The sequence below is a fragment of the Thalassotalea sp. Y01 genome (assembly GCF_012932945.1).
Taxonomy (GTDB): Bacteria; Pseudomonadota; Gammaproteobacteria; order Enterobacterales; family Alteromonadaceae; genus Thalassotalea_A.
On sequence record NZ_JABBXG010000003.1, the window covers coordinates 1 to 20,251 of the forward strand.

Below are 20,251 nucleotides of genomic sequence, written 5' to 3' on the forward strand. Positions count from 1 at the left end.
TGTGCATCCATGCATCCGCGGCATTAGTGCGTCCCTGCACGTCACCGCTCCTGTGCATCCATGCATCCGCGGCATTAGTGCGTCCCTGCACGTCATTGCGGCGAAGGCAGCAACCTCGATTTGTCACCTGGTGCCTTTACTATCCACCTCTATTGCTAAGCTCTAATTCGACATCATCATCAGATGTAAAGCATGTTTGCTATAACAAATCTTTTAATTTTGAAAAAAGCCGGCAAAAGCGGGCTTTTTTATTGTTCGTTGCAAAAATCCGTTTATAATCAGGTAAAAATTATATAATTCCTTAATCAATGATATTTTCCCGTAATCAAGGGCTGTCGGTTCAAGACACCATACCTTTAGCATCAGAACAGGTAGAGTTTTTATACTCTGCCCGTGAGTACCATCAGCGACTTTTAGAGCTGATTACTACGGCTAAATCGCGTATTTATATTACGGCTCTTTACCTGCAAGATGATGAAGCTGGACGTGAAGTTCTTACCGCTATCTTTGACGCCAAGCAAACCAATCCGCAATTAGATGTTAATATCTTTGTTGACTTTCATCGTGCTCAACGAGGCTTAATAGGTGAAGCAGAATCGTTAGGTAATCGCCAATTATATTTGGACATGTCTGCGCAATATGAGCATAAGATTAATATATATGGTGTGCCAGTTAAGCAGCGCGAATTCTTAGGCGTACTGCATTTAAAAGGGTTTGTTATTGATGATACCTTGTTGTTTACTGGCGCAAGCATCAATAATATTTATTTACACCAAGGTGATAAATATCGTTGTGACAGATACCACTTGTTTTATAATGCTAATCTAGCCGACAGTTTTGTTCGATTCTTAAATATCAGCTTTGTTAATAGTGACTTAGCCCCTAAGTTAAATGCAGACAAAGTGCCTGGTAAAAAGGCAGTCAAGGGCATCGTAAAGCGTTTAAAAGCGTTATTACGCGGCAGTGGATATCAAGTGACCTCGTCAACGACCGCAGCCACTGATTTAAGTGTGATGCCATTGTTAGGCTTAGGCCCTAGAGCAAATAAGCTTAATGCAACTGCTCGTAAAGTCTTTCGCATTGCAAAGCGCGAGCTTGTTATTTTTACACCATATTTTAATTTCCCTAAGCCATTAACCGCTGATCTTCGTAAGGCGTTGAAAAAAGGCGTGAAAGTGACCATCGTAGTCGGTGATAAAACCGCAAACGATTTTTATATTGCTGATCAAGAACAGTTTTCAACTATCTGTATCGTGCCTTATATCTATGAGACTTTGTTGCGAAACTTTATCAAGCGCTATCAAAGCTTTGTCGATAGTGGCCAATTAAATATTCATTTATGGAAAGACGGTGATAATAGCTATCATCTTAAAGGTATTGTTGCCGACGATACTTATCACCTTATTACCGGCAGCAACTTAAACCCTCGGGCATGGAGCTTAGATCTCGAAAATGGTTTGATGGTCAATGATCAGGGCCAACAATTGCAGTCTCAATGGCATCGTGAGCGCGATATGATCATGGCTAACACGAAAAGAGTTAATTCAATAGAAGATATTGAATCTATTAACGATTATCCTGACAAACCAAGAGAGCTAATGAGGCGCATTAAATTGACACAGTTTGATCGCGTACTTAAACGCTTTCTGTAAATTTCAGCGCTTAAAAAAGCCAACATTTGTGGCTTTTTTCGTAATAAGGTATTGTTAACCGGTATATATTTGCTCTGCGCGATTAAACATAATCCACGATGTCAAAACGTATTTATCATCTGAGACAGGCACATTTCCTCGGTGGGTGTGAGTAAAACCACAAGGCGCTATAACAATACTACCTGCTTTAGGTTTAATGCTTTTTTCTTGATAGAAAAAGTCCGTCTCACCACCTTCTTCGATATCGTTTAAATAGATAAGAAACAGTAGTACTCGGTGCAACGGTTCATTGCCATTAGGTTGAGGGTAGATTTCTGAGTGCCAGTAACTGTAATTTCCTAAGCCTTTTTGATATTTCTGAGCATTAACTGGGGCTAAGCGGTATAAGTAGCGCAGCAAGTTCATCGCGTTAGGGCGGCCAACCTCATCAAAGTTTTCATGAGTCAATTTTGTCGGCTCACCGCTCACCGGGTGTTTTAAGGTAATGCTGATACCACTGATCAAGCTGAAGTAGTATTTACTGACATAGTCAGCAACCGACTGGGTGGTTGCTTGTAAAATAGTATTTAACGAGGCTTGGAACTCTGGGTGCTCGTTTAAGTAAATGTCTTCGCTAATTTTTTTACTGCTATCGACACCACCACCAGTGCGGCCGGAGACCTTATGTGGGCTACTATTGAATTGTTTAATAAAATCCTGACAAAACTGTTTTGGCAGGGCGTTGTCGTAAACTTCGATAAAATCTGTCATCAGTTATATTGCTTATCGCTGCGCAAAGGAATAAATTGTGGATAGATTAAGTTGTTTTAATAAAAATTGGTAGTCTTTCTATGTTTCATTACTCGGTTGCACCTGGTTTTAGCGATACTGATGCGCTTGGCCACATTAATAATGCTAAGCTACCGGTCTGGTTTGAAAACGCCAGAACACCGATATTTAAGTTATTTACCCCAAGTTTAGACATAACAAAATGGCCGCTAATCCTGGCTAAGATCGAAGTGAACTTTCTTGCTCAGATTTATTACGGACAGAACATTGAAGTAAGAACTTCCATTGAGAAAATAGGTAATGCGTCATTTACTGTCTATCACGAGCTTTATCAAAATCAAAAAAAGTGCGCCGATGGACGAGCAATCATGGTTAACTTTAACTACCAAAGCCAAACATCCGAACCTATTGCTGATGATATTCGCGAGAAATTGCAGCAACATTTGACGACAGTTGGCTAATAATGGCATTTGCATTTATCTTGCCAGTAACTTCGTGTTAAAATTCGCGGCCTAATAATCTTAATTCATAATCAATAAATTCATGAGTACAAGCGCTTTAAACAGCATTGAAAAAAAAGCATCGCTTTCGTTAGCTGCGGTATTTGGCATGCGCATGATCGGTCTCTTTATGATCTTGCCTGTATTTGCCATATATGGCGTCGAACTTGAAGGTTATAGCCCTCTATGGCTTGGCCTTGCCATTGGTGCTTATGGATTTACACAAGCTCTGTTACAGATTCCGATGGGAATATTATCCGACAAGTTTGGTCGCAAGCCAGTCATTTTAGGTGGCTTAGTGTTGTTTTGTATCGGCAGCATCGTTGCGGCTCAATCTGAGTCGGTTTATGGTGTCGTATTTGGTCGTGCGTTACAAGGGATGGGCGCAATTGCCAGCGCAACATTAGCATTGGCCGCCGACCTGTCTCGTGAAGAGCAACGCCCTAAAGTGATGGCAACCATTGGTATGTTTATTGGCTTATCATTCGCCATTGCAATGGTGTTGGGGCCAGTGGTCGCGAAAGACTACGGTCTTGCCGGACTATTTTATCTAACCGCGATTTTTGCTGTGTTTGGCATGGCATTGGTTTTGTTCGTGGTGCCAAATGCGGTCACCACAGCACCAAAAGGCGATTTAGTCGCTGCACCTACAGCGCTGCTAAGCATGCTTAAAGATTCGCAGTTAATGCGCCTTAATCTCGGTGTATTTATTTTGCATATGGCGTTAACGGCGATGTTCGTTGTATTACCAGTGCAATTGACCGAAGTAGGTTTTGCCATCTCCGATCACTGGCGCTTGTACTTACCTGCATTGCTGGTGTCATTCGCGTTAATGGTGCCGGTAATGATTATTGCGATAAAGAAGAATAAAGAGAAGCTGGCCTTTTGTGGCGCTATTTTATTGATGACCGCAACCTTGCTTACCTTGTGGCAAACAAGTACTGATTTCACTCTTATTGTTATCTTAGTGGTATTGTTTTTTGTTGCCTTTAACTATCTTGAGGCAACCATGCCAGCGAACTTATCGCGAATCGCTCCTGCCGGTCAGAAAGGCTCAGCAATGGGCATTTTTTCAAGCAGTCAATTCTTTGGTGCGTTTTGTGGTGGTGCTTTAGGTGGGGTAATTACCCAACTATGGGGCAATTCGCAAGTGTTTCTGGTATCGGCATTGCTGATGATCGTGTGGTTCCTGTTAGCATTAGGAATGAAGCCCATCGTCAAATCTAAAAGCTTAAGTTTTAATATTAACTTAACCGATGAAAGTCATGCCCAACAACTAGCTAATCGTCTGGCGAAAATGCCCGGTGTTATCGAATCAAGCATTGTTTTTACCGACTCTGTTGCATACGTTAAAGTGGATGACAAAGTAGTCGATATGGAACAGTTAAAGACCGTGCTAAATTAACCCACTGATCACTCGTTTATGACCGCTATCGCTTGGCCAGATAAATTCATCGTCTTGATATAATCCAATTAATTCACGAGCCAGCGGTGCATTTGGGGTGATGACAGTGATTGTGATATCGCTAACGTTAATTTGCATACCACCAGCAAATGGACCAATAAAATAATGTTGTGTAGCCATTGCATCTAATGATTGCAATAGAATGACCGCGCTGATGGCTATGGCGTCGTCTTCACCGAATTGTCTAAACTCTAGCGCTTTATATGCTTGTATTTGCTCTATCAGTTGCGCAGCGCGTTCACTTTGACCATGCGCCAAATAGGATGCTTCTAGACCTAAGGTATCATATTGGGTCTCAGCGACACTTTGATCATCGGTAGCTTCTTTTCTGGCGCTATCGGCAGAGGCCATCGCATTTTGCAATGCCACCTCAAGCTGGCTGATGATTTTATTTTTTAGATGTTGTTTATCAATATTCATTACCGACAATTATAAAGAAATATACCTGGTAAATGCCAATAAACTGTTAGCCTAGCTTGAATAATAGGATATCGCCCATATCTATGAGGCAACTAGGACATAGGAACGTATTATGACCCCTGCATTAAAAATTACTGGTTTAAGGAAAGTCTACAAAGGCGGCTTTGAAGCGGTAAAAGGGCTTGATTTGCAAGTCCAACAAGGTGACTTCTTTGCATTGCTAGGGCCAAATGGTGCTGGTAAGTCGACCACCATAGGTGTGGTCACGTCTTTGGTAAACAAAACCGAAGGCGATATTGAAGTATTTGGTCATAATATTGATCAGCAGTTGGATTTGGCGAAAAGCTTTCTCGGCTTAGTGCCACAAGAATTTAACTTTAATCAGTTTGAAGCGCCAATGAAGATATTGGTTAATCAGGCCGGTTATTATGGTGTTGCTCGAAAAGAAGCAACGCTTAGAGCTGAAAAGTATCTTAAGCAATTAGACCTTTGGGATAAAAAAGACCAGCCATCACGCAATTTATCTGGTGGTATGAAACGTCGTTTGATGATTGCTAGAGCACTGATGCATGAGCCTAAAATGTTGATTCTCGATGAGCCAACAGCGGGTGTTGATATCGAATTACGTCGTCATATGTGGACTTATCTGCGTGAACTGAATGGCCAAGGTATCACCATAATTCTGACCACCCATTATTTAGAAGAAGCTGAAATGCTTTGTCGTAATATCGCCATTATCGATAAAGGTCGTATCGTTGAAAACACATCGATGAAAAGCCTACTATCAAAATTGCATGTAGAAACCTTTGTACTAGATACATCAGATATGACCACGCCGCCAAGTTTGCAAGGCTATGAGTTTCGACAAATTGATGAACATACATTGGAAGTCGATGTCGATAAGTCTAAGGCCATTAACCCTGTCTTTAGCCAGCTATCCGAGCAAGGTGTAGAGGTGAAGAGTATGCGCAATAAAGCAAACCGTTTAGAAGAGTTGTTTGTGACTCTGGTCGCTAATAAGGCGGAGGAAGAATCATGATACGGTATCAAAATCGAGTTGCATTAAGCAGTATTTTACATAAGGAAGTGCACCGCTTTACCCGTATTTGGGTACAAACTTTGGTGCCGCCAGCGATTACCATCAGTTTATATTTTGTTATCTTTGGCTCACTAATTGGCTCACGTATTGGCCAAATGGATGGCTTTGACTATATGGCGTTTATTGTGCCTGGCTTGATCATGATGTCGGTAATCACCAACTCTTATTCAAATGTCGCCTCGTCGTTTTTTAGTGCTAAATGGCAACGCAACGTTGAAGAAATGCTGGTCGCACCTGTTCCAAATTGGGTTATTGTTGCCGGTTATGTTGGTGGCGGTATGTGCCGTGGCATTCTGGTTGGCTTGATCGTTACCTGTATTGCCATGTTGTTTACTGATATCCAGATTCATAACATAGCCGTGGTAATAATCACTGTGATGCTAACGTCTGCGGTATTTGCTCTAGGTGGCTTAATCAATGCGATATTTGCCGGTAGTTTTGATGATATTTCTATTATTCCAACCTTTATATTAACGCCATTAACCTATTTGGGCGGGGTATTTTATTCCATTTCCTTGCTGCCTGATTTTTGGCAAGGTGTGTCTCAAATCAACCCGATAGTCTATATGGTCAACGCTTTTCGATATGGCTTTCTTGGTATCAGTGATGTCAGCCTAACCATGGCGTTTTCAGTCATCGGAACATTTTTGCTCGTGCTATACTCTGTGGCCATGTATTTAATCAGTAAAGGAATAGGTTTACGCAGCTAATGTCTTTTGGCGATTCGAAACAAATCATTACTAATCAACCGGGTATTCATGAAAGCCTGACAGAGGTTGTCAAAAAGCACCTCAGTCACGAGTTTAAAAAACCTATTGCTGATCATACCCGAGCGGCATTTGCTCTGGTCGATGAAAAAGTTCAAAACCATGGCGGTCCAGTTATTCTTGATGCCTGCTGTGGTGTTGGTCAAAGCACGCGTATTCTGGCCACACAAAACCCCACAGCATTAGTTATAGGTGTTGATAAGTCAGACAATCGTATTAATCGTAATGTTGATGATATATGGCAAGCGGAAAACTATATCCTAGTTCGAGCCGACTTAAACGACTTTTATCGCTTATTGGTAGAGGCTGAGTGGCCGGTAGACAAGCATTATATTCTGTACCCTAACCCATGGCCAAAGGCCAAGCATTTGCAAAGACGATGGCATGGCAGTGCGGTGTTTCCTTATATCATTAAAGTCGGTAAAACGTTGCATTTACGCAGTAATTGGCGCCTCTATCTGGAGGAGTTTCAACAGGCTGCAGCCATCGCTGGCTTTAGCGGTGCACTCTCTACCGTCAATGATGAGCAACCTCTAACCCCTTTTGAAGCCAAATATAAAGCCAGTAAGCAAACCTGTTACAAGCTTGATATAACGCTGCAAGCCTAAGAAAATATTGAAGAAAATAGGCTAAATTGAAATAACCAATTATACTTTTTTAAATGAGTAGTCGACTATCGTCGCAGCTCTATTTATAAATAAAAAAGGGTGATGGGTTATTATGCGAATTGGAATAGTTTGCCATCCCAGTATTGGTGGCTCTGGGTTGATCGCAACTCAGTTGGGTATTGGTTTGGCACGAAAAGGTCATGACATACATTTTATATGTCGTGAACGACCGTTTAAGCTCGATAAGCTCGAGCCTAACATTCATCTGCACTTGGTTGAAGAAATCAACTATCCCTTGTTCGAACATCCTTTGTATACCTTTGCTTTGACGGCAAAAATCGTTGAAGTAGCGCAAAAGCATCAACTGGATGTGGTGCACGCACATTACTCCATTCCCCATTCATTATGTTGTTACTTGGCTGAAGAAATCTCGCAATATAAATTTGCTACCATCACCACGATTCATGGCACCGATGTCACCGTTGTTGGTCAAGATCGTCCCTTGTATCCGTTAAATGAATTTAGCATTAACAAGAGTACCAAGGTCACCACCGTATCTAAATTTCAGCGCAGTTATATCCATGCTAATTTTAATATTACCAATCACATTGATGTCATTAATAACTTTATCGATATGGATGTTTTTACACCGCATAAAAAAAGTTCGGCAGTGCGCCAAACATTGGCTGAACCGGACGAAAAAATCCTCATGCATATTTCTAATTTTCGCGAGGTGAAAAATACCAAAGCGGTTATTGCCGCCTTTCACTTAGTGCAAAGTAAAATCAAAAGTCGCTTGGTACTTCTTGGCAATGGCCCAGATATTGACGCAATGAAGGAGATGGCTACAGATTTGGGGATTATCGATAAGATCAATTTTATGGGCAATATTAATCATGTGGAAAGCTTATTGCCCAACGCTGATTGTGTGATTCAACCTAGCTATCATGAATCGTTCTCTATGGTTGTTTTAGAGGCTATGGCAAGCGCTATACCGACCGTTTCCAGTAATGTTGACGGCATACCTGAAGTGGCGAAACATGGCGAGACAGGTTATTTAGCTGACCCTGATGATGTTGTTTCAATGGCGGGTTTTGTTATCGACATCATGAGTAACGATAAACTGCAATATCTTATGGGCCAAAATGGGCGTGCCCGTGCCATGCAAAAATTTAGTTGGGATGCCAAAGTAGAGCAATATTTAAGTTGCTATCAGGCCGCATTGCTAGAGCACAGAAAATCTATATTGACCCTAGAGAAGGATAAACAATCTCTATGAGCAAAACCCAAAATAATAACAAAAAAATGAGTATGTCGACCGTAGTATTGCTGTCATTTGCGATTGGAATCGTATTTGGTTTATTTTTTGGCGAAATGATCGCGTGGATGGCGATTATTGGTGATGCGTTCATCAAACTACTGCAGATGACAATCATCCCTTACATCATAGTTTCACTTATCTCCAGCCTTGGTAAACTGTCATATCATCAGGCTCGGTCCCTTGGTATCAATGTCGGTAAGCTGATGTTGATTATTTGGGGCTTAGGTATCCTAACCATTTATACCATTAAATGGACATTCCCAGAGTGGCAGGCCGGTGACTTTTTTAGCCTTGCTGTATTAAGCGATCCTGAAGAGGTCGACTTACTTGATTTGTATATTCCGGCAAATCCGTTTTTCTCTTTATCGAACAGTTACATACCGGCCATCGTATTATTTTGTGTGGCAACCGGTATCGCGTTGATATCGATTGATAACAAAGAGCCACTGCTTGCGCCATTACAGTTGCTTGGCGAAGCTTTTAATAAGGTAACGCAGTACATCGTCAAGTTGATGCCTTTGGGGATTTTTGCGATGACCGCCGCCACGGCAGGGACGATGGATTTGGAAGAATTTCAAAAGCTGCAAGTCTATTTTGTCGCCCATGTTATTCTCACCCTAATATTAACCTACTGGATCTTACCAGCATTAGTGGCGAGCTTTACCCCTTTTTCATATAGGGATATATCAGGTATTGCCAAAGACGCAATGATCACCGCGTTCGCTGCGGGTAATATTTTTATTGTCTTGCCGTTGTTGATAGAGCGCACCAAAGAGCTTTTCCATAAATACAATATTGGCAATGAGAGTACCGATGATTATGCCAATATCATTATTCCCGTAGTCTTCAGTTTTCCGAACCTCGGTAAATTATTAACTATCGTCTTTGTTTTATTTGCCGCTTGGTTTGCTGGCGGCGACATTGATTTTATCACGTACATACCGATGGCAATTAATGGCTTGATCAGTTTGTTTGGTAGCGTTTACTTAACGGTTCCTATGCTGCTTGATTCTATGGAGTTGCCATCAGATTTATTCCAGCTTTATATGGTTTCAAGTTTATTTACCAGTCGCTTTACATCCTTGTTAGCCGCCATGAACATATTCATTTTGGCTGTAGGTGGTACCGCGATGCTGGCGGGTTTGGCCAAGCTAAGCGTGAAACGATTGGTAATTTATAGCGCGTTAACGCCAGTCGTGTTTGCCGGATTGCTTTTTGGCTCAGGCATTTTACTGAAAAGTTTTATCAATACCGAATATGTGATGGATGATGTGGTCAGGCAAATGAAGCAGGCTGAAGAATTACCTGAAGACATTGCAGCCAAAACTGAGATTGATGATTTAGCTGAGCCTCAACCACTACGCGGTATCGAAGACATTAAGAGAAGTGGTGAATTACGGGTTGGCTATAACCCTAAACAAATGCCATTTTCATTCTATAACAGCCAAGGTCAGTTAGTCGGTTTTGACATTGAGATGATGGAAAAGTTGGCTTCTGAGTTGGAAGTCACCTTAGTATTGATTCCCTATAATGACATCAATGCTATTAGGGCGATGAATCGCGGCCAATTTGATATCGCGGTCTCCGGCTTGCAAATGACAACCAACCGAATCGGCCGTGCTAATTACACCAACAAAGTATTGACCTTGCACTATTCTGTGGTGGTAAAAGACCATCGTGCCGATGAGTTTGATACGCCAGATAAGGTTCGAAAAGCAGGTAAACTGCGTCTTGCTGCGGTCGGTGAGTATTCTATTATTCCAATGTTAGAAACCCAATATCCGAATGTAAGCATCGAAATCATCGACAGTGATCGTCAGTTTTTCCGCGATAATGGTAAAACCTGGGATGGTTTAATCATCAGCCTTGAAGCAGGTAAAACCTGGACTATGATTTATCCTAATTACACCACTGTATATAATCATGACAACATAAAGTCATTCCCGGCAGCATATGCGGTTGCACTTGAAAACTTGCCATTATTAACCTTTTTGAATAGTTGGTTAGCCATTCAAGACTCTTCTGGCTATGTTGAGAAACTATACTCTTATTGGATATTGGGGGAGAACGCCGTACCTAAGAAACCGCGTTGGTCAATAATCAAGGATGTATTACACTGGGTTGATGACAAACCTAAGGACGAGGAAGTGTCTTCAGACGGCAATGCGGTTTCAAACAAGGAAGAATGACCGACAAAAAGTCCTGTTTCGTTTGTTTTTTTGGGCAAAAAGCAACATTCTCGATAAAAGTTACAAGACATTTGGCGAAATTTTTATTAAAGTCCGCGTAACAAAACTGCCAATTTAATAAACAGCATAAAATAAATTGCTGAACTGGGTTATGACTAGAAACAAACGGGCGGCTCAGGCAACCCCTGAATCACTGCATCAAATATTTACAATACCGGAGGCTCCCGATTCTACGTTAGGTCGAATCGAAGCGGAGATTTCGCAAAACCTTAATGGCTTTTTGGCTAAATCTATTGTTGCCACTGATAAGCCATTAACGGAAATTGAAAAAGATTTCGCCCAATCTCAGATACCCGAGCAGCCGCAGTATGTTTCGGACCATACCCATCATCTATTGGATAAACTGATATCACAATCAGTGCATACCTCATCACCAAGCTTTATTGGTCATATGACCTCAGCGCTACCGTACTTTTTGCTGCCGTTAACTAAGTTGATGACAGGTTTAAATCAAAACCTAGTAAAAATTGAAACGTCGAAAGCGTTTACGCCATTAGAGCGTCAAGTGCTTGGTATGTTGCATCGACTGGTTTATAACGAGCCAGATGATTTCTATCAAGAATTTATGCACAGTGCAGGGCATTCTCTTGGGGCATTTTGCTCTGGTGGAACAGTCGCCAATATCACTGCTTTATGGGTTGCTCGTAACAACTTACTTAAGGCTGATGGCGAGTTTAAAGGTGTTGCACAACAAGGTTTGCATAAGGCGTTGCAACATTATGGTTACCAAGGTGTGGCAATAGTGGTATCCGAGCGTGGCCATTACTCATTAAAGAAAGCCGCGGATATTCTTGGTATTGGTCGTGAGTCGGTTATTTCGGTAGCGACTGATGAGCACAATAGAATTGATATTGAACAGCTGCAACGAACCTGTGCAGAATTGGAAAGCCAAAAAATTAAAGTGATGTGTTTGGTTGGTGTCGCGGGCACAACTGAAACCGGTAATGTTGATCCCCTGACTGAAATGGCAGCCATTGCCGAGCAATACAATTGCCATTTTCATGTCGATGCCGCATGGGGTGGCGCGACACTTCTCTCGAATAAGTATCGCGATGTATTGAAAGGTATTGAACTGGCGGACTCAGTCACCATAGATGCTCATAAGCAAATGTATGTGCCAATGGGCGCAGGTTTGGTGGTTTTTAAAAACCCAGCGGCTGTGGCATCGATTGAGCACCATGCAGAATACATACTGCGTAAAGGCTCAAAGGATTTAGGTTCACACACCTTGGAGGGGTCGCGTCCTGGTATGGCGATGATGGTATACGCTAGTTTGCATATAATATCTCGTCCTGGCTATGAGTTATTGATCAATCAGAGTATTGAAAAAGCCAAATATTTTGCACAGTTAATTGATCAAGACAGTGATTTTGAGCTTATTTCTGAGCCGGAGCTTTGTTTACTTACCTATCGATATGCACCGCAGGCGGTGCAATCATTCTTACAAACTGCCAATGCACAGCAATCATTGGATATTAATTCGCTGTTAGATAAGCTCACTAAGTTTATACAAAAGCGTCAACGCGAAGACGGTAAGTCGTTTGTGTCACGTACGCGTATTGAAGTTGCCAAATATAGTGGCCGAAAAACCTTAGTATTTCGAGTGGTCTTGGCCAACCCGTTAACGACCGAACAAATATTAAAAGATGTGCTTGCCGAGCAGAAACAAATTGCTGCCAGCAGCTTGCAATACTTGCCTCAAATCATTGACACCATTCGAGCCACTTAAGTGTTTGCTATGGATACAAAAAAGGAGGTCAATTGACCTCCTTTTTTTATATTCTTTATATTTTTATAGCACTTAGCACTTAGCACTAATCTAACTCGACTTGCAGGTTATCGATAAGTCGAGCCTTGCCGCAATGCGCCGCCGCTAAAATTACTAATGATTTATCGTTCTGTGTTGCTGGCTCTAATGTGCGGGCGTGAGCAATATGTATGTAATCGGTTTTCATACCGCTGGCGTCAATTTTAGCGCGAGCTTGTTGCAGTAATTTGTCATAATCGTTATGACTGGCAAGTTGCGATGCTAACCATCGCATAGTTTGTGACAGATTAACCGCAGTGGCTTTTTCTGCGTCATTCAAATAATTATTACGCGAACTCATCGCCAGACCTGATGCTTCGCGCTTGGTCTCCACAGCAATGACATCAATAGGCATGGATAAGTCTTCAACCATGGTTTTAATGACTTGAATCTGCTGGTAATCCTTTAAACCAAAACATGCAATGTCTGGCTGCACCAGATTAAATAACTTGCAGACCACCGTAGCAACACCGCGAAAATGACCTGGACGAGACTCTCCACAGTAGCCAACAGAGACATCTGGAACCTCAACAAAGGTCTGATTTTCCAACCCTTTTGGATAAATGATTTCCGGTGTTGGAGTGAACAGTAAGTCACAATTAGCAGCAACTAACTTTTCTTGGTCATCGCTAAGAGTTCTTGGGTAGTTACCAATATCTTCATTGGCACCGAACTGCATTGGATTGACAAAAATGCTGGCGACGATTTTATCGGCGTGCTTATGCGCTTCTTCAATTAAGGAGATATGACCCGCATGAAGGTTACCCATGGTTGGCACAAAGCCAACGCGCAAGCCTTGTTGACGCCAGGCATTAACAACTGTTCGCAGCTGTTCTATGTTACAAACGGTCTGCATCACAACTCCTAATTAAAACAGTGTTCTGGGCCAGGGAAGTTGCCGCTTTCGACTTCTGATTTATATAAAGCTACCGCGGCGCGTATATCACCAGCGTCCGCTAAGAAGTTACGGGAAAACTTTGGTATTTTGCCAACAGAGATGCCAAACGCGTCATGCATCACCAATATTTGACCATCGGTAACATTGCCGGCGCCAATGCCAATAACAGGGATTGTTAATGCATCAGTAATGGCTTTTGCTAATTCTACCGGGATGCATTCGAGTACCAACAGTTGAATGCCAGCTGCTTCGAGTTGCTTAGCATCCTCAATCATTTGCCTGGCTTTTTCATTGTCACGACCTTGCACTTTGAAACCGCCAAAGACGTTAACAGACTGTGGTGTCAAACCAAGGTGGCCACAGACAGGGACGCTGCGCTCTACTAGGCCTTTTATGGTCTCAACCAACCATGCGCCGCCTTCTAATTTAACCATGTTGGCACCGGCACGCATCAATTTAGCCGCATTCTCATAGGTTTGCTCTGGCGTGGCGTAGGTCATAAAAGGTAAATCGGCAAGAATCAGCGCTTTGGTCGCACCGGCACGAACGCATTCGGTATGATAGCCGATCTCTTCAATGGTCACGGGGAGGGTATCTGATTTGCCCTGCAATACCATGCCAAGCGAGTCGCCAATGAGCATGGCGTGTATTCCTGCTTCATCAAATAAATGACTGAAGCTGGCATCGTAGGCCGTAATCGTGGAAATTTTTTCACCATCCTGCTTCATTTTTTGCAGGGTACTAACAGTTATTCTACTCATAATAATTTGCTATTGATGTGTGCCTAAGCCGGCATTAAAAAATTGCCTAACAGTGGCATATTCATATTAAATGTGCAATCTACGGACAACAAACAAGCCGTTTTTGTCCAGTTTAGCCTGTAAACTTTTTACACTTGTTCCATCCGGTAGAGCAATATTTTCGTTTATTTCAGCCAACGGGTAAATGACAAATTCCCTTACCTTCATACCGTAATGTGGTACCGTTAATCGTTCGCTATTAATCACGAGATCGCCGAATAACAAGATATCTAAATCCAGCACTCGCGCACCCCAGCGTTGATCTTTACGGACGCGGCCAAAATCGGCTTCAATAGTTTGCAATTGATCGAGGAAGTCTTCTGGTTCAAGTGTTGTGTGCAATAATGCAACCGCGTTCATATAATCCGGTTGGTCCTGAGGTCCCATCGGTTTACTGGAATAGAGCGAGGATACATCAACGACATTACAGCGCTTAATCTTAGCCAATGCATCGACAGCGTGCTGTATTTGTAAACCAGGATTATCAAGATTACTGCCTAGACCGATATATACCTCAGTTGACATTACTCAGCTGCCTTCTTGCGTTTGCGCGGATTACGGCGACGACGCTGGCGAGTCGGTCGAAAACTTTTTAGCATTTGTTGTTGTGTATCAGGCGTGGCTTCTTGAAAGTGGGTCCACCAATTAGCCAACTCAACCAAGTCACCTTGCTCAATTTCGCTACGGATCAACAAGAAGTCATAACCAGCACGAAAGCGCGGGTGTTCTAAGGTTTTGAAAACCTTTTTCGGTTCGCGTTGTTCCAATTTTTGTTGTAAGAACCAGATGTCTTTCATCGGTAATTGAAAGCGTTTAGGAATCGCAATACAACGTTGTTGCTCTGACATCACTTCATGCATAGCGGTAAAGAACGCATCTTGATACGGCATGTTATGTTGTTCTGTAAAGACTTGTATTTGCGATTCGATCCGGTGCCAGATAACTGCCGCTAATAAAAATGCTGGTGTTACCCGTTTACCTTGATTGATGCGTGCATCAGTATTGCGCAGTACTGTGCGTACAAATTTCGCCGCATTGCCATCGCTATTATGCTTAATATCTTCACTAATATGCGGGAAGAAGTACTGCAACAGCTCATATTCCGCCAACATGTCAAAGTTTTCTAGAGCTTTGCCACCAAGAAATAACTTCATATATTCTTCGAACATACGCGCCGGTGGGATATTGGCCATAAGTGGTGCTAATGATGTTATTGGTTCACGAGTTTTAGGATCAATATCCATATCCAATTTGGTCGCAAAGCGGATTGCCCGCAGCATACGCACTGGATCTTCTCGGTATCGTGTTTCTGGATCGCCAATCAAACGAATCGTGCGACTTTCGATATCGGCGACACCATTGGCAAAATCATAAACTTTGAAATCTTTAATACTGTAGTACAAAGCATTGATGGTGAAGTCACGGCGCTCAGCGTCTTCGTCTATGCTGCCATAGATATTATCTCTGAGCAGCATGCCTTGTTCAGATTGTTTCGACAGCTTTTGTTTATCGGAATGATCTTCTTTGTGATGACCTCGAAATGTTGCCACTTCGATAATGTCACGACCAAATACGATATGAGCAAGGCGAAACCGACGGCCGATAAGACGGCAATTTCTAAATAGTTTCTTTATCTGTTCTGGCGTTGCGTTGGTAACAATATCAAAATCTTTTGGGTGTTGACCCAATAAGATGTCGCGCACACCACCACCTACAAGGTAGGCATCATAACCACCTCGGTTAAGTCGGTATAACACTTTCAGCGCATTTTCACTCAGTTCATTGCGTGAAACATTATGTTCATCGCGTCCGAACACGATCGGAAATTGTTGATTTTGTGTTTGCTTACTGTCAGCGTTTTTTGTCATCGATTTGATTAGCCTGATGAATGCGTTAAACATCTTCATCGCAAATAATTGTTTAAGTTGCCAGAGTCGAAAAATAAGGCGCGATCATACTCTTTTTTGCTCAAAAAGAGAACGGAAAGCCTATGATTTATCGATAAATTTCATACAAATAGGGAAATACCCGTAAATTATAGTGATATTTCTTTGAGTTTGGGGACTTTATTAAGTTGCCAATGCTGCAAAGCCCAGTCAATAAGTTGCTCTACAGTGGCATCTATAAGGTGTGCATCCGGTTGTTGCCCTAAAAATTCTAAAGCGGCAATCAAGGCTGGTTGTGGTCGGTCATTATCGATAGCGGGCGCGGCATTTTGCTTACTTAGTTTATAACCTTGTTCAGTGACCGCTAAAGGCAAGTGCACATAACTTGGTAACGGTTTGCCAAAGGTCTTATACAAGGTGATTTGTCGAGCCGTTGGCTCCAACAAATCGCAGCCCCTTACAACCTCAGTTATGCCTTGGTATATATCATCGATAACCACTGCTAATTGATAGGCGTATAAGCCATCACGGCGATGAATAATAAAGTCTTCGTGGCTTAATCCGTTATCGACCTTGACCAGACCTTGTACACCATCAACAAAATCATCGACTGGATGTTGATTGATGAGTCTAAGCGCGCTTTGTTGCTTATCGTAATTACGGTGCTTACAGTGGCCTTGGTAAATCCCGCCCAATGCCTTAATTTCGGCGCGACTGCAGCGACAGTAGTAACTCATATGATTAGCAAGTAATTCATCCATTACCGCATCGTATAAGGACGCTTGCTTACTTTGATACAACACATCTTCGTCCCAATGCAGACCGTAGGCTTCAAGTGTGTTGAGAATTTGTGTATCTGCACCAGGCATTTCGCGTGGTTTGTCAATATCTTCGATACGAAGCAGCCATTGGCCGTGTTGACTTTTAGCTTGTAGATAACTGCCTAATGCGGCGATTAACGAGCCGAAGTGCAGTAAACCTGAGGGGGAGGGAGCAAAACGGCCACGATATTGCTGTCGTGGCCGATTGATATCAGATGCAATGAGGTCAGGGTTAAACAAGATTAACCTGCTAATTGACGCTCTTTGATTTCTGCAAGAGTTTTACATTCGATGCACAGATCCGCTGTTGGGCGTGCTTCAAGTCGTTTGATACCAATTTCGATACCACACGAGTTACAGAAACCGAAATCACTTTCTTCGATAAACTGTAATGTTTTCTCAATTTTTTTGATCAGTTTACGTTCACGGTCACGGGTACGAAGCTCTAAACTGAACTCTTCTTCTTGCGCGGCACGATCAACTGGATCAGGGAAGTTAGCTGCTTCGTCTTTCATATGAGTCACGGTGCGATCAACTTCTTCGCGTAATTGCGCGCGCCATGCTTCTAGAATCTTTTTGAAGTGCTCTTCCTGGGCAGGGTTCATATACTCTTCGCCTGCCTTCTCTTTATACGGCTCAACGCCAGCTAATGCCAGGATGCCGATAGCTTGTGTTTTATTTGTTGGCATGCCGAATCTCCTAAGTACTACTTAACTCTTTAGCATTCATCTAATGGGATATCTATAACAGAATGTATCAACACAGGCAAAGAATTTATGAAAAATTTATTGCTTATCTGTTACAACGCCCCTTGTTATAGGTTAGACAGGGAATATAAGGGTTAAAATTTCAATATCAAGCGTTAAGGTGCGATAAATTGCAATTTTTTGCTAATTTGTATCGCAAAACTGTTTATCTCACAACCATAGGCGAGTATTTCGACCCCTTCAGCTATCGCTTCGCCAATTAGCTTGGCATATTCCAAATCAATAAAGTCTGCAACTCTAACCTTGTTTATACCTGTATGTTGCGCACAAAACAACAATACACTTCGATGGCCTTGCTGGCGCATTCTAATTAATTCGCGTATATGTTTTTGTCCACGGCTGGTCACCGCATCGGGAAAGTAACCGCTACCTTGTTGTAATAAGGTCGTTGATTTTACTTCCACAAAGCATGTTGGCTGTCCATCAGATTCCAGCATAACATCAATGCGAGAGTTTTCATCACCGTATTTTACTTCGCTACGAACCGTTTGATAATTGTTTAGCTCTTTGATCACACCATTGTTGATCGCTTCAATAACCAATTTATTGGCATTGCCAGTATTGATGCCGATGAAATGGTTATCAAAGCTTTGCGCCAGCTCGAATGTCCCTGGGTATTTTCGCTTTGGGTTATCTGATAATGAATACCAAACGGTATACCCGGATTCTGCACAGCCGGTCATCGCCCCGGTATTCGGGCAATGAATCGTGGTGATGCTACCATCTGCGAGCTTAATGTCTGTTAAAAAACGTTTATAGCGTTTGATTAAGGTCGCAGATTGCAATGGCGGGTCAAATTTCATAGTAATAGCCAGGTACTTTGTTATTGATTTTAATGATAAAATGTTTGTTTAAATTGTAACGACAGCTGTTACGCATTTTTTCGTGTACTATGCTATATAGCAGCCAATTCGGCAAGCTATTGCCAAATTGATAATCCAATTATTTTAAGGCTTGAACGTCGCATTTTTTAAAAAGTGACACATATCATTGTCTTAATGTCGATTGAATAGGAATCTTCATGACCAAAACAGCCATAATTAAACTTTCCACTGCAACGCCAGATAACTGGCAAGCTTCCAGCTCTATTAGTTTCCATAATGATGAAATTCATATTCATATCACTGATGTGATAGATAAAGACCTGCGCGCTATTCAACAAGCGGGTCGTAAAATAGAAACCTTAGGCGTTGCTAACGCCAAGCTTGACGGCGAACATTGGTGCGAAAGCAGCCAATGGGCATTTGCTCAAGGGTTCAGTAAAGTCGGTAAGCTAGAAAACGTTGAGTTTAGCGGTGATGAATCGCAACTTAAACGTTTAAATGACAAGCAAGCCAGTTACGCTTGGGCCAGAGATTTAATCAATCAAACTCCGTCCAACTTGGTGCCAGAAACATTATGCCAAAGTGCGTTGATGTACATTAAAGAGTTAGCTCCGGATGATGTCAGCGCTGAGATTATCAGTGGTGATAACCTTGAGCTGGACGGTTGGGTCGGCATCTATAATGTTGGTAAGGGCAGTATCAATGATCCTGGTATGCTTATTATCGATTACAACCCAAGTAAAAATGAAGCTGAACCGGTACATGCAACACTGGTCGGTAAAGGCATTACATTTGATTCTGGTGGCTATTCAATCAAACCGAGCGCCGGTATGTTTTCGATGAAATGTGACATGGGTGGCGCGGCAACGGTTACCGCTGCGATGGCCTTGGCGATCAAATCTGGCCTGAAAAAGCGCATTAAACTTATCCTTTGTTGTGCAGAGAATATGATCAGTGGTTATGCCTATAAGCTCGGCGATATTCTTCACTATAAAAATGGCATGTCGGTTGAAATTGCCAATACAGACGCGGAAGGGCGTTTGGTGTTGGCCGATGGCTTAATTAAAGCCAGTGAATTTGAATCGGACATGATCATTGATGCTGCGACGCTAACTGGCGCGGCAATGATGGCTACCGGTGGCGAATACAACGCCGTGTTCGCGCTTGATCAAGAAATTGCCAATAAGACATTAGCGGTTGCTGCCGAGCATAATGATCCAGCTTGGCAGTTGCCATTAGCGCCGTTTCATCAAAACAAGTGTCCATCATCATTTGCTGATACGGCAAATAGCACCACACAAAAAGGTGGCGGTGCTGGTGGTGCCAGCAATGCCGCTGGCTTTTTAGCCCGCTTTGTTCCTAACCAAGGTAAAGGCTGGCTGCATTTAGACTTATCTGCGTGTTATAACGAACATGCCAGTGGCTTATGGGCTGCCGGTGCGACAGGCTCAGGTATTGCCACAATTACCGCCTTGTTAATGCAGTAACAAGGTTTCACAACTAGATAAAAGCGAACACTACGGTGTTCGTTTTTTTATGGCCGCAATCTATTGAATGGCCATTTTCAGCAAAATAAAGCCTGCTCATCTATACTCAATA

Annotated in this window: 19 protein-coding genes; 10 read left to right on the plus strand and 9 right to left on the minus strand. The window is 42.4% G+C overall.

Annotated features, from left to right (window positions below; translation table 11 throughout):
- Positions 1 to 308 precede the first annotated feature (308 nt).
- Positions 309 to 1,652 carry a CDP-diacylglycerol--serine O-phosphatidyltransferase gene (pssA, locus tag HII16_RS04870; protein WP_169128011.1) on the plus strand — a complete coding sequence of 448 codons (1,344 nt, stop codon included), beginning with the start codon at positions 309 to 311 and terminating at the stop codon, positions 1,650 to 1,652.
- A 54-nt stretch (positions 1,653 to 1,706) separates the two neighbouring features.
- On the opposite strand, the gene HII16_RS04875 is transcribed toward pssA, so the two are convergent.
- Positions 1,707 to 2,402 carry a 2OG-Fe(II) oxygenase gene (locus tag HII16_RS04875; RefSeq protein ID WP_169128013.1) on the minus strand — a complete coding sequence of 232 codons (696 nt, stop codon included), beginning with the start codon at positions 2,400 to 2,402 and terminating at the stop codon, positions 1,707 to 1,709.
- An 80-nt stretch (positions 2,403 to 2,482) separates the two neighbouring features.
- Between HII16_RS04875 and HII16_RS04880 the strand changes: the two genes are divergently transcribed.
- Both HII16_RS04880 and HII16_RS04885 read left to right on the plus strand, forming a co-directional pair.
- The gene (locus HII16_RS04880; RefSeq protein ID WP_169128015.1) at positions 2,483 to 2,881 is read left to right on the plus strand and encodes a thioesterase family protein; all 399 of its coding nucleotides are present in this window, start codon (positions 2,483 to 2,485) and stop codon (positions 2,879 to 2,881) included.
- An 82-nt stretch (positions 2,882 to 2,963) separates the two neighbouring features.
- Positions 2,964 to 4,325 (plus strand): MFS transporter, encoded by a 1,362-nt coding sequence (locus tag HII16_RS04885; RefSeq protein ID WP_169128017.1) that lies wholly within the window; start codon positions 2,964 to 2,966, stop codon positions 4,323 to 4,325.
- Here the strand turns inward: HII16_RS04885 and HII16_RS04890 are convergent.
- Positions 4,317 to 4,805, minus strand: a complete 489-nt coding sequence (locus tag HII16_RS04890; protein WP_169128019.1) for a transcription elongation factor GreAB — start codon at positions 4,803 to 4,805, stop codon at positions 4,317 to 4,319. The genes HII16_RS04885 and HII16_RS04890 overlap by 9 nt on opposite strands.
- A 112-nt stretch (positions 4,806 to 4,917) precedes the next feature.
- On the opposite strand from HII16_RS04890, the gene HII16_RS04895 reads away from it, so the two are divergent.
- The 6 genes from HII16_RS04895 to panP all read left to right on the plus strand — a co-directional run bounded on the left by HII16_RS04895 (position 4,918) and on the right by panP (position 12,578).
- Positions 4,918 to 5,844: an ABC transporter ATP-binding protein gene (locus tag HII16_RS04895; protein WP_169128021.1), complete on the plus strand. Its 927-nt coding sequence runs from the start codon at positions 4,918 to 4,920 to the stop codon at positions 5,842 to 5,844.
- Positions 5,841 to 6,614, plus strand: a complete 774-nt coding sequence (locus tag HII16_RS04900; RefSeq protein WP_169128022.1) for an ABC transporter permease — start codon at positions 5,841 to 5,843, stop codon at positions 6,612 to 6,614. Before HII16_RS04895 ends, HII16_RS04900 begins: the two co-directional genes overlap by 4 nt.
- Positions 6,614 to 7,279 carry an SAM-dependent methyltransferase gene (locus HII16_RS04905; RefSeq protein WP_169128023.1) on the plus strand — a complete coding sequence of 222 codons (666 nt, stop codon included), beginning with the start codon at positions 6,614 to 6,616 and terminating at the stop codon, positions 7,277 to 7,279. Before HII16_RS04900 ends, HII16_RS04905 begins: the two co-directional genes overlap by 1 nt.
- Before the next feature lie 112 nt (positions 7,280 to 7,391).
- Positions 7,392 to 8,558: an N-acetyl-alpha-D-glucosaminyl L-malate synthase BshA gene (gene bshA, locus HII16_RS04910; RefSeq protein WP_169128024.1), complete on the plus strand. Its 1,167-nt coding sequence runs from the start codon at positions 7,392 to 7,394 to the stop codon at positions 8,556 to 8,558.
- Entirely contained in the window at positions 8,555 to 10,789 is a 2,235-nt protein-coding gene (locus HII16_RS04915; RefSeq protein WP_169128025.1) for a cation:dicarboxylase symporter family transporter, read from the plus strand. Before bshA ends, HII16_RS04915 begins: the two co-directional genes overlap by 4 nt.
- Before the next feature lie 151 nt (positions 10,790 to 10,940).
- Positions 10,941 to 12,578 carry a pyridoxal-dependent aspartate 1-decarboxylase PanP gene (panP, locus tag HII16_RS04920; RefSeq protein WP_169128026.1) on the plus strand — a complete coding sequence of 546 codons (1,638 nt, stop codon included), beginning with the start codon at positions 10,941 to 10,943 and terminating at the stop codon, positions 12,576 to 12,578.
- Positions 12,579 to 12,663: 85 nt separating this feature from the next.
- On the opposite strand, the gene panC is transcribed toward panP, so the two are convergent.
- The 7 genes from panC to sfsA all read right to left on the minus strand — a co-directional run bounded on the left by panC (position 12,664) and on the right by sfsA (position 18,631).
- Positions 12,664 to 13,512, minus strand: coding sequence for a pantoate--beta-alanine ligase (gene panC / locus HII16_RS04925; RefSeq protein ID WP_169128027.1), 849 nt, complete (start codon positions 13,510 to 13,512; stop codon positions 12,664 to 12,666).
- A gap of 8 nt (positions 13,513 to 13,520) precedes the next feature.
- Positions 13,521 to 14,315, minus strand: coding sequence for a 3-methyl-2-oxobutanoate hydroxymethyltransferase (panB, locus tag HII16_RS04930; RefSeq protein ID WP_169128028.1), 795 nt, complete (start codon positions 14,313 to 14,315; stop codon positions 13,521 to 13,523).
- A gap of 66 nt (positions 14,316 to 14,381) precedes the next feature.
- Positions 14,382 to 14,879 carry a 2-amino-4-hydroxy-6-hydroxymethyldihydropteridine diphosphokinase gene (gene folK, locus HII16_RS04935; RefSeq protein ID WP_169128030.1) on the minus strand — a complete coding sequence of 166 codons (498 nt, stop codon included), beginning with the start codon at positions 14,877 to 14,879 and terminating at the stop codon, positions 14,382 to 14,384.
- The gene (gene pcnB, locus HII16_RS04940; RefSeq protein ID WP_169128032.1) at positions 14,879 to 16,222 is read right to left on the minus strand and encodes a polynucleotide adenylyltransferase PcnB; all 1,344 of its coding nucleotides are present in this window, start codon (positions 16,220 to 16,222) and stop codon (positions 14,879 to 14,881) included. Before pcnB ends, folK begins: the two co-directional genes overlap by 1 nt.
- A gap of 167 nt (positions 16,223 to 16,389) precedes the next feature.
- On the minus strand, positions 16,390 to 17,301 hold the full coding sequence (gluQRS, locus tag HII16_RS04945) for a tRNA glutamyl-Q(34) synthetase GluQRS (protein WP_211183404.1): 912 nt from the start codon (positions 17,299 to 17,301) through the stop codon (positions 16,390 to 16,392).
- Between the two features lie 2 nt (positions 17,302 to 17,303).
- On the minus strand, positions 17,304 to 17,750 hold the full coding sequence (dksA, locus tag HII16_RS04950; protein ID WP_135438998.1) for an RNA polymerase-binding protein DksA: 447 nt from the start codon (positions 17,748 to 17,750) through the stop codon (positions 17,304 to 17,306).
- A 173-nt stretch (positions 17,751 to 17,923) separates the two neighbouring features.
- Entirely contained in the window at positions 17,924 to 18,631 is a 708-nt protein-coding gene (sfsA, locus tag HII16_RS04955; RefSeq protein ID WP_169128034.1) for a DNA/RNA nuclease SfsA, read from the minus strand.
- 218 nt (positions 18,632 to 18,849) lie between these two features.
- On the opposite strand from sfsA, the gene pepB reads away from it, so the two are divergent.
- Complete coding sequence (gene pepB, locus HII16_RS04960) at positions 18,850 to 20,139, plus strand: aminopeptidase PepB (protein ID WP_169128036.1); 1,290 nt, start codon at positions 18,850 to 18,852, stop codon at positions 20,137 to 20,139.
- Positions 20,140 to 20,251 lie beyond the last annotated feature (112 nt).

What these genes read in the sequence shown, in the direction of transcription:
- HII16_RS04875 (WP_169128013.1), bottom strand. Translation starts at nt 2,402, where the DNA reads ATGACAGATTTTATCGAAGTTTACGACAACGCCCTGCCAAAACAGTTT.
- panP (WP_169128026.1), top strand. Translation starts at nt 10,941, where the DNA reads ATGACTAGAAACAAACGGGCGGCTCAGGCAACCCCTGAATCACTGCAT.
- pssA (WP_169128011.1), top strand. Translation starts at nt 309, where the DNA reads ATGATATTTTCCCGTAATCAAGGGCTGTCGGTTCAAGACACCATACCT.
- HII16_RS04895 (WP_169128021.1), top strand. Translation starts at nt 4,918, where the DNA reads ATGACCCCTGCATTAAAAATTACTGGTTTAAGGAAAGTCTACAAAGGC.
- HII16_RS04915 (WP_169128025.1), top strand. Translation starts at nt 8,555, where the DNA reads ATGAGCAAAACCCAAAATAATAACAAAAAAATGAGTATGTCGACCGTA.
- panB (WP_169128028.1), bottom strand. Translation starts at nt 14,315, where the DNA reads ATGAGTAGAATAACTGTTAGTACCCTGCAAAAAATGAAGCAGGATGGT.
- pepB (WP_169128036.1), top strand. Translation starts at nt 18,850, where the DNA reads ATGACCAAAACAGCCATAATTAAACTTTCCACTGCAACGCCAGATAAC.
- dksA (WP_135438998.1), bottom strand. Translation starts at nt 17,750, where the DNA reads ATGCCAACAAATAAAACACAAGCTATCGGCATCCTGGCATTAGCTGGC.
- HII16_RS04890 (WP_169128019.1), bottom strand. Translation starts at nt 4,805, where the DNA reads ATGAATATTGATAAACAACATCTAAAAAATAAAATCATCAGCCAGCTT.
- folK (WP_169128030.1), bottom strand. Translation starts at nt 14,879, where the DNA reads ATGTCAACTGAGGTATATATCGGTCTAGGCAGTAATCTTGATAATCCT.
- HII16_RS04900 (WP_169128022.1), top strand. Translation starts at nt 5,841, where the DNA reads ATGATACGGTATCAAAATCGAGTTGCATTAAGCAGTATTTTACATAAG.
- bshA (WP_169128024.1), top strand. Translation starts at nt 7,392, where the DNA reads ATGCGAATTGGAATAGTTTGCCATCCCAGTATTGGTGGCTCTGGGTTG.
- pcnB (WP_169128032.1), bottom strand. Translation starts at nt 16,222, where the DNA reads ATGACAAAAAACGCTGACAGTAAGCAAACACAAAATCAACAATTTCCG.
- HII16_RS04905 (WP_169128023.1), top strand. Translation starts at nt 6,614, where the DNA reads ATGTCTTTTGGCGATTCGAAACAAATCATTACTAATCAACCGGGTATT.
- HII16_RS04880 (WP_169128015.1), top strand. Translation starts at nt 2,483, where the DNA reads ATGTTTCATTACTCGGTTGCACCTGGTTTTAGCGATACTGATGCGCTT.
- sfsA (WP_169128034.1), bottom strand. Translation starts at nt 18,631, where the DNA reads ATGAAATTTGACCCGCCATTGCAATCTGCGACCTTAATCAAACGCTAT.
- panC (WP_169128027.1), bottom strand. Translation starts at nt 13,512, where the DNA reads ATGCAGACCGTTTGTAACATAGAACAGCTGCGAACAGTTGTTAATGCC.
- HII16_RS04885 (WP_169128017.1), top strand. Translation starts at nt 2,964, where the DNA reads ATGAGTACAAGCGCTTTAAACAGCATTGAAAAAAAAGCATCGCTTTCG.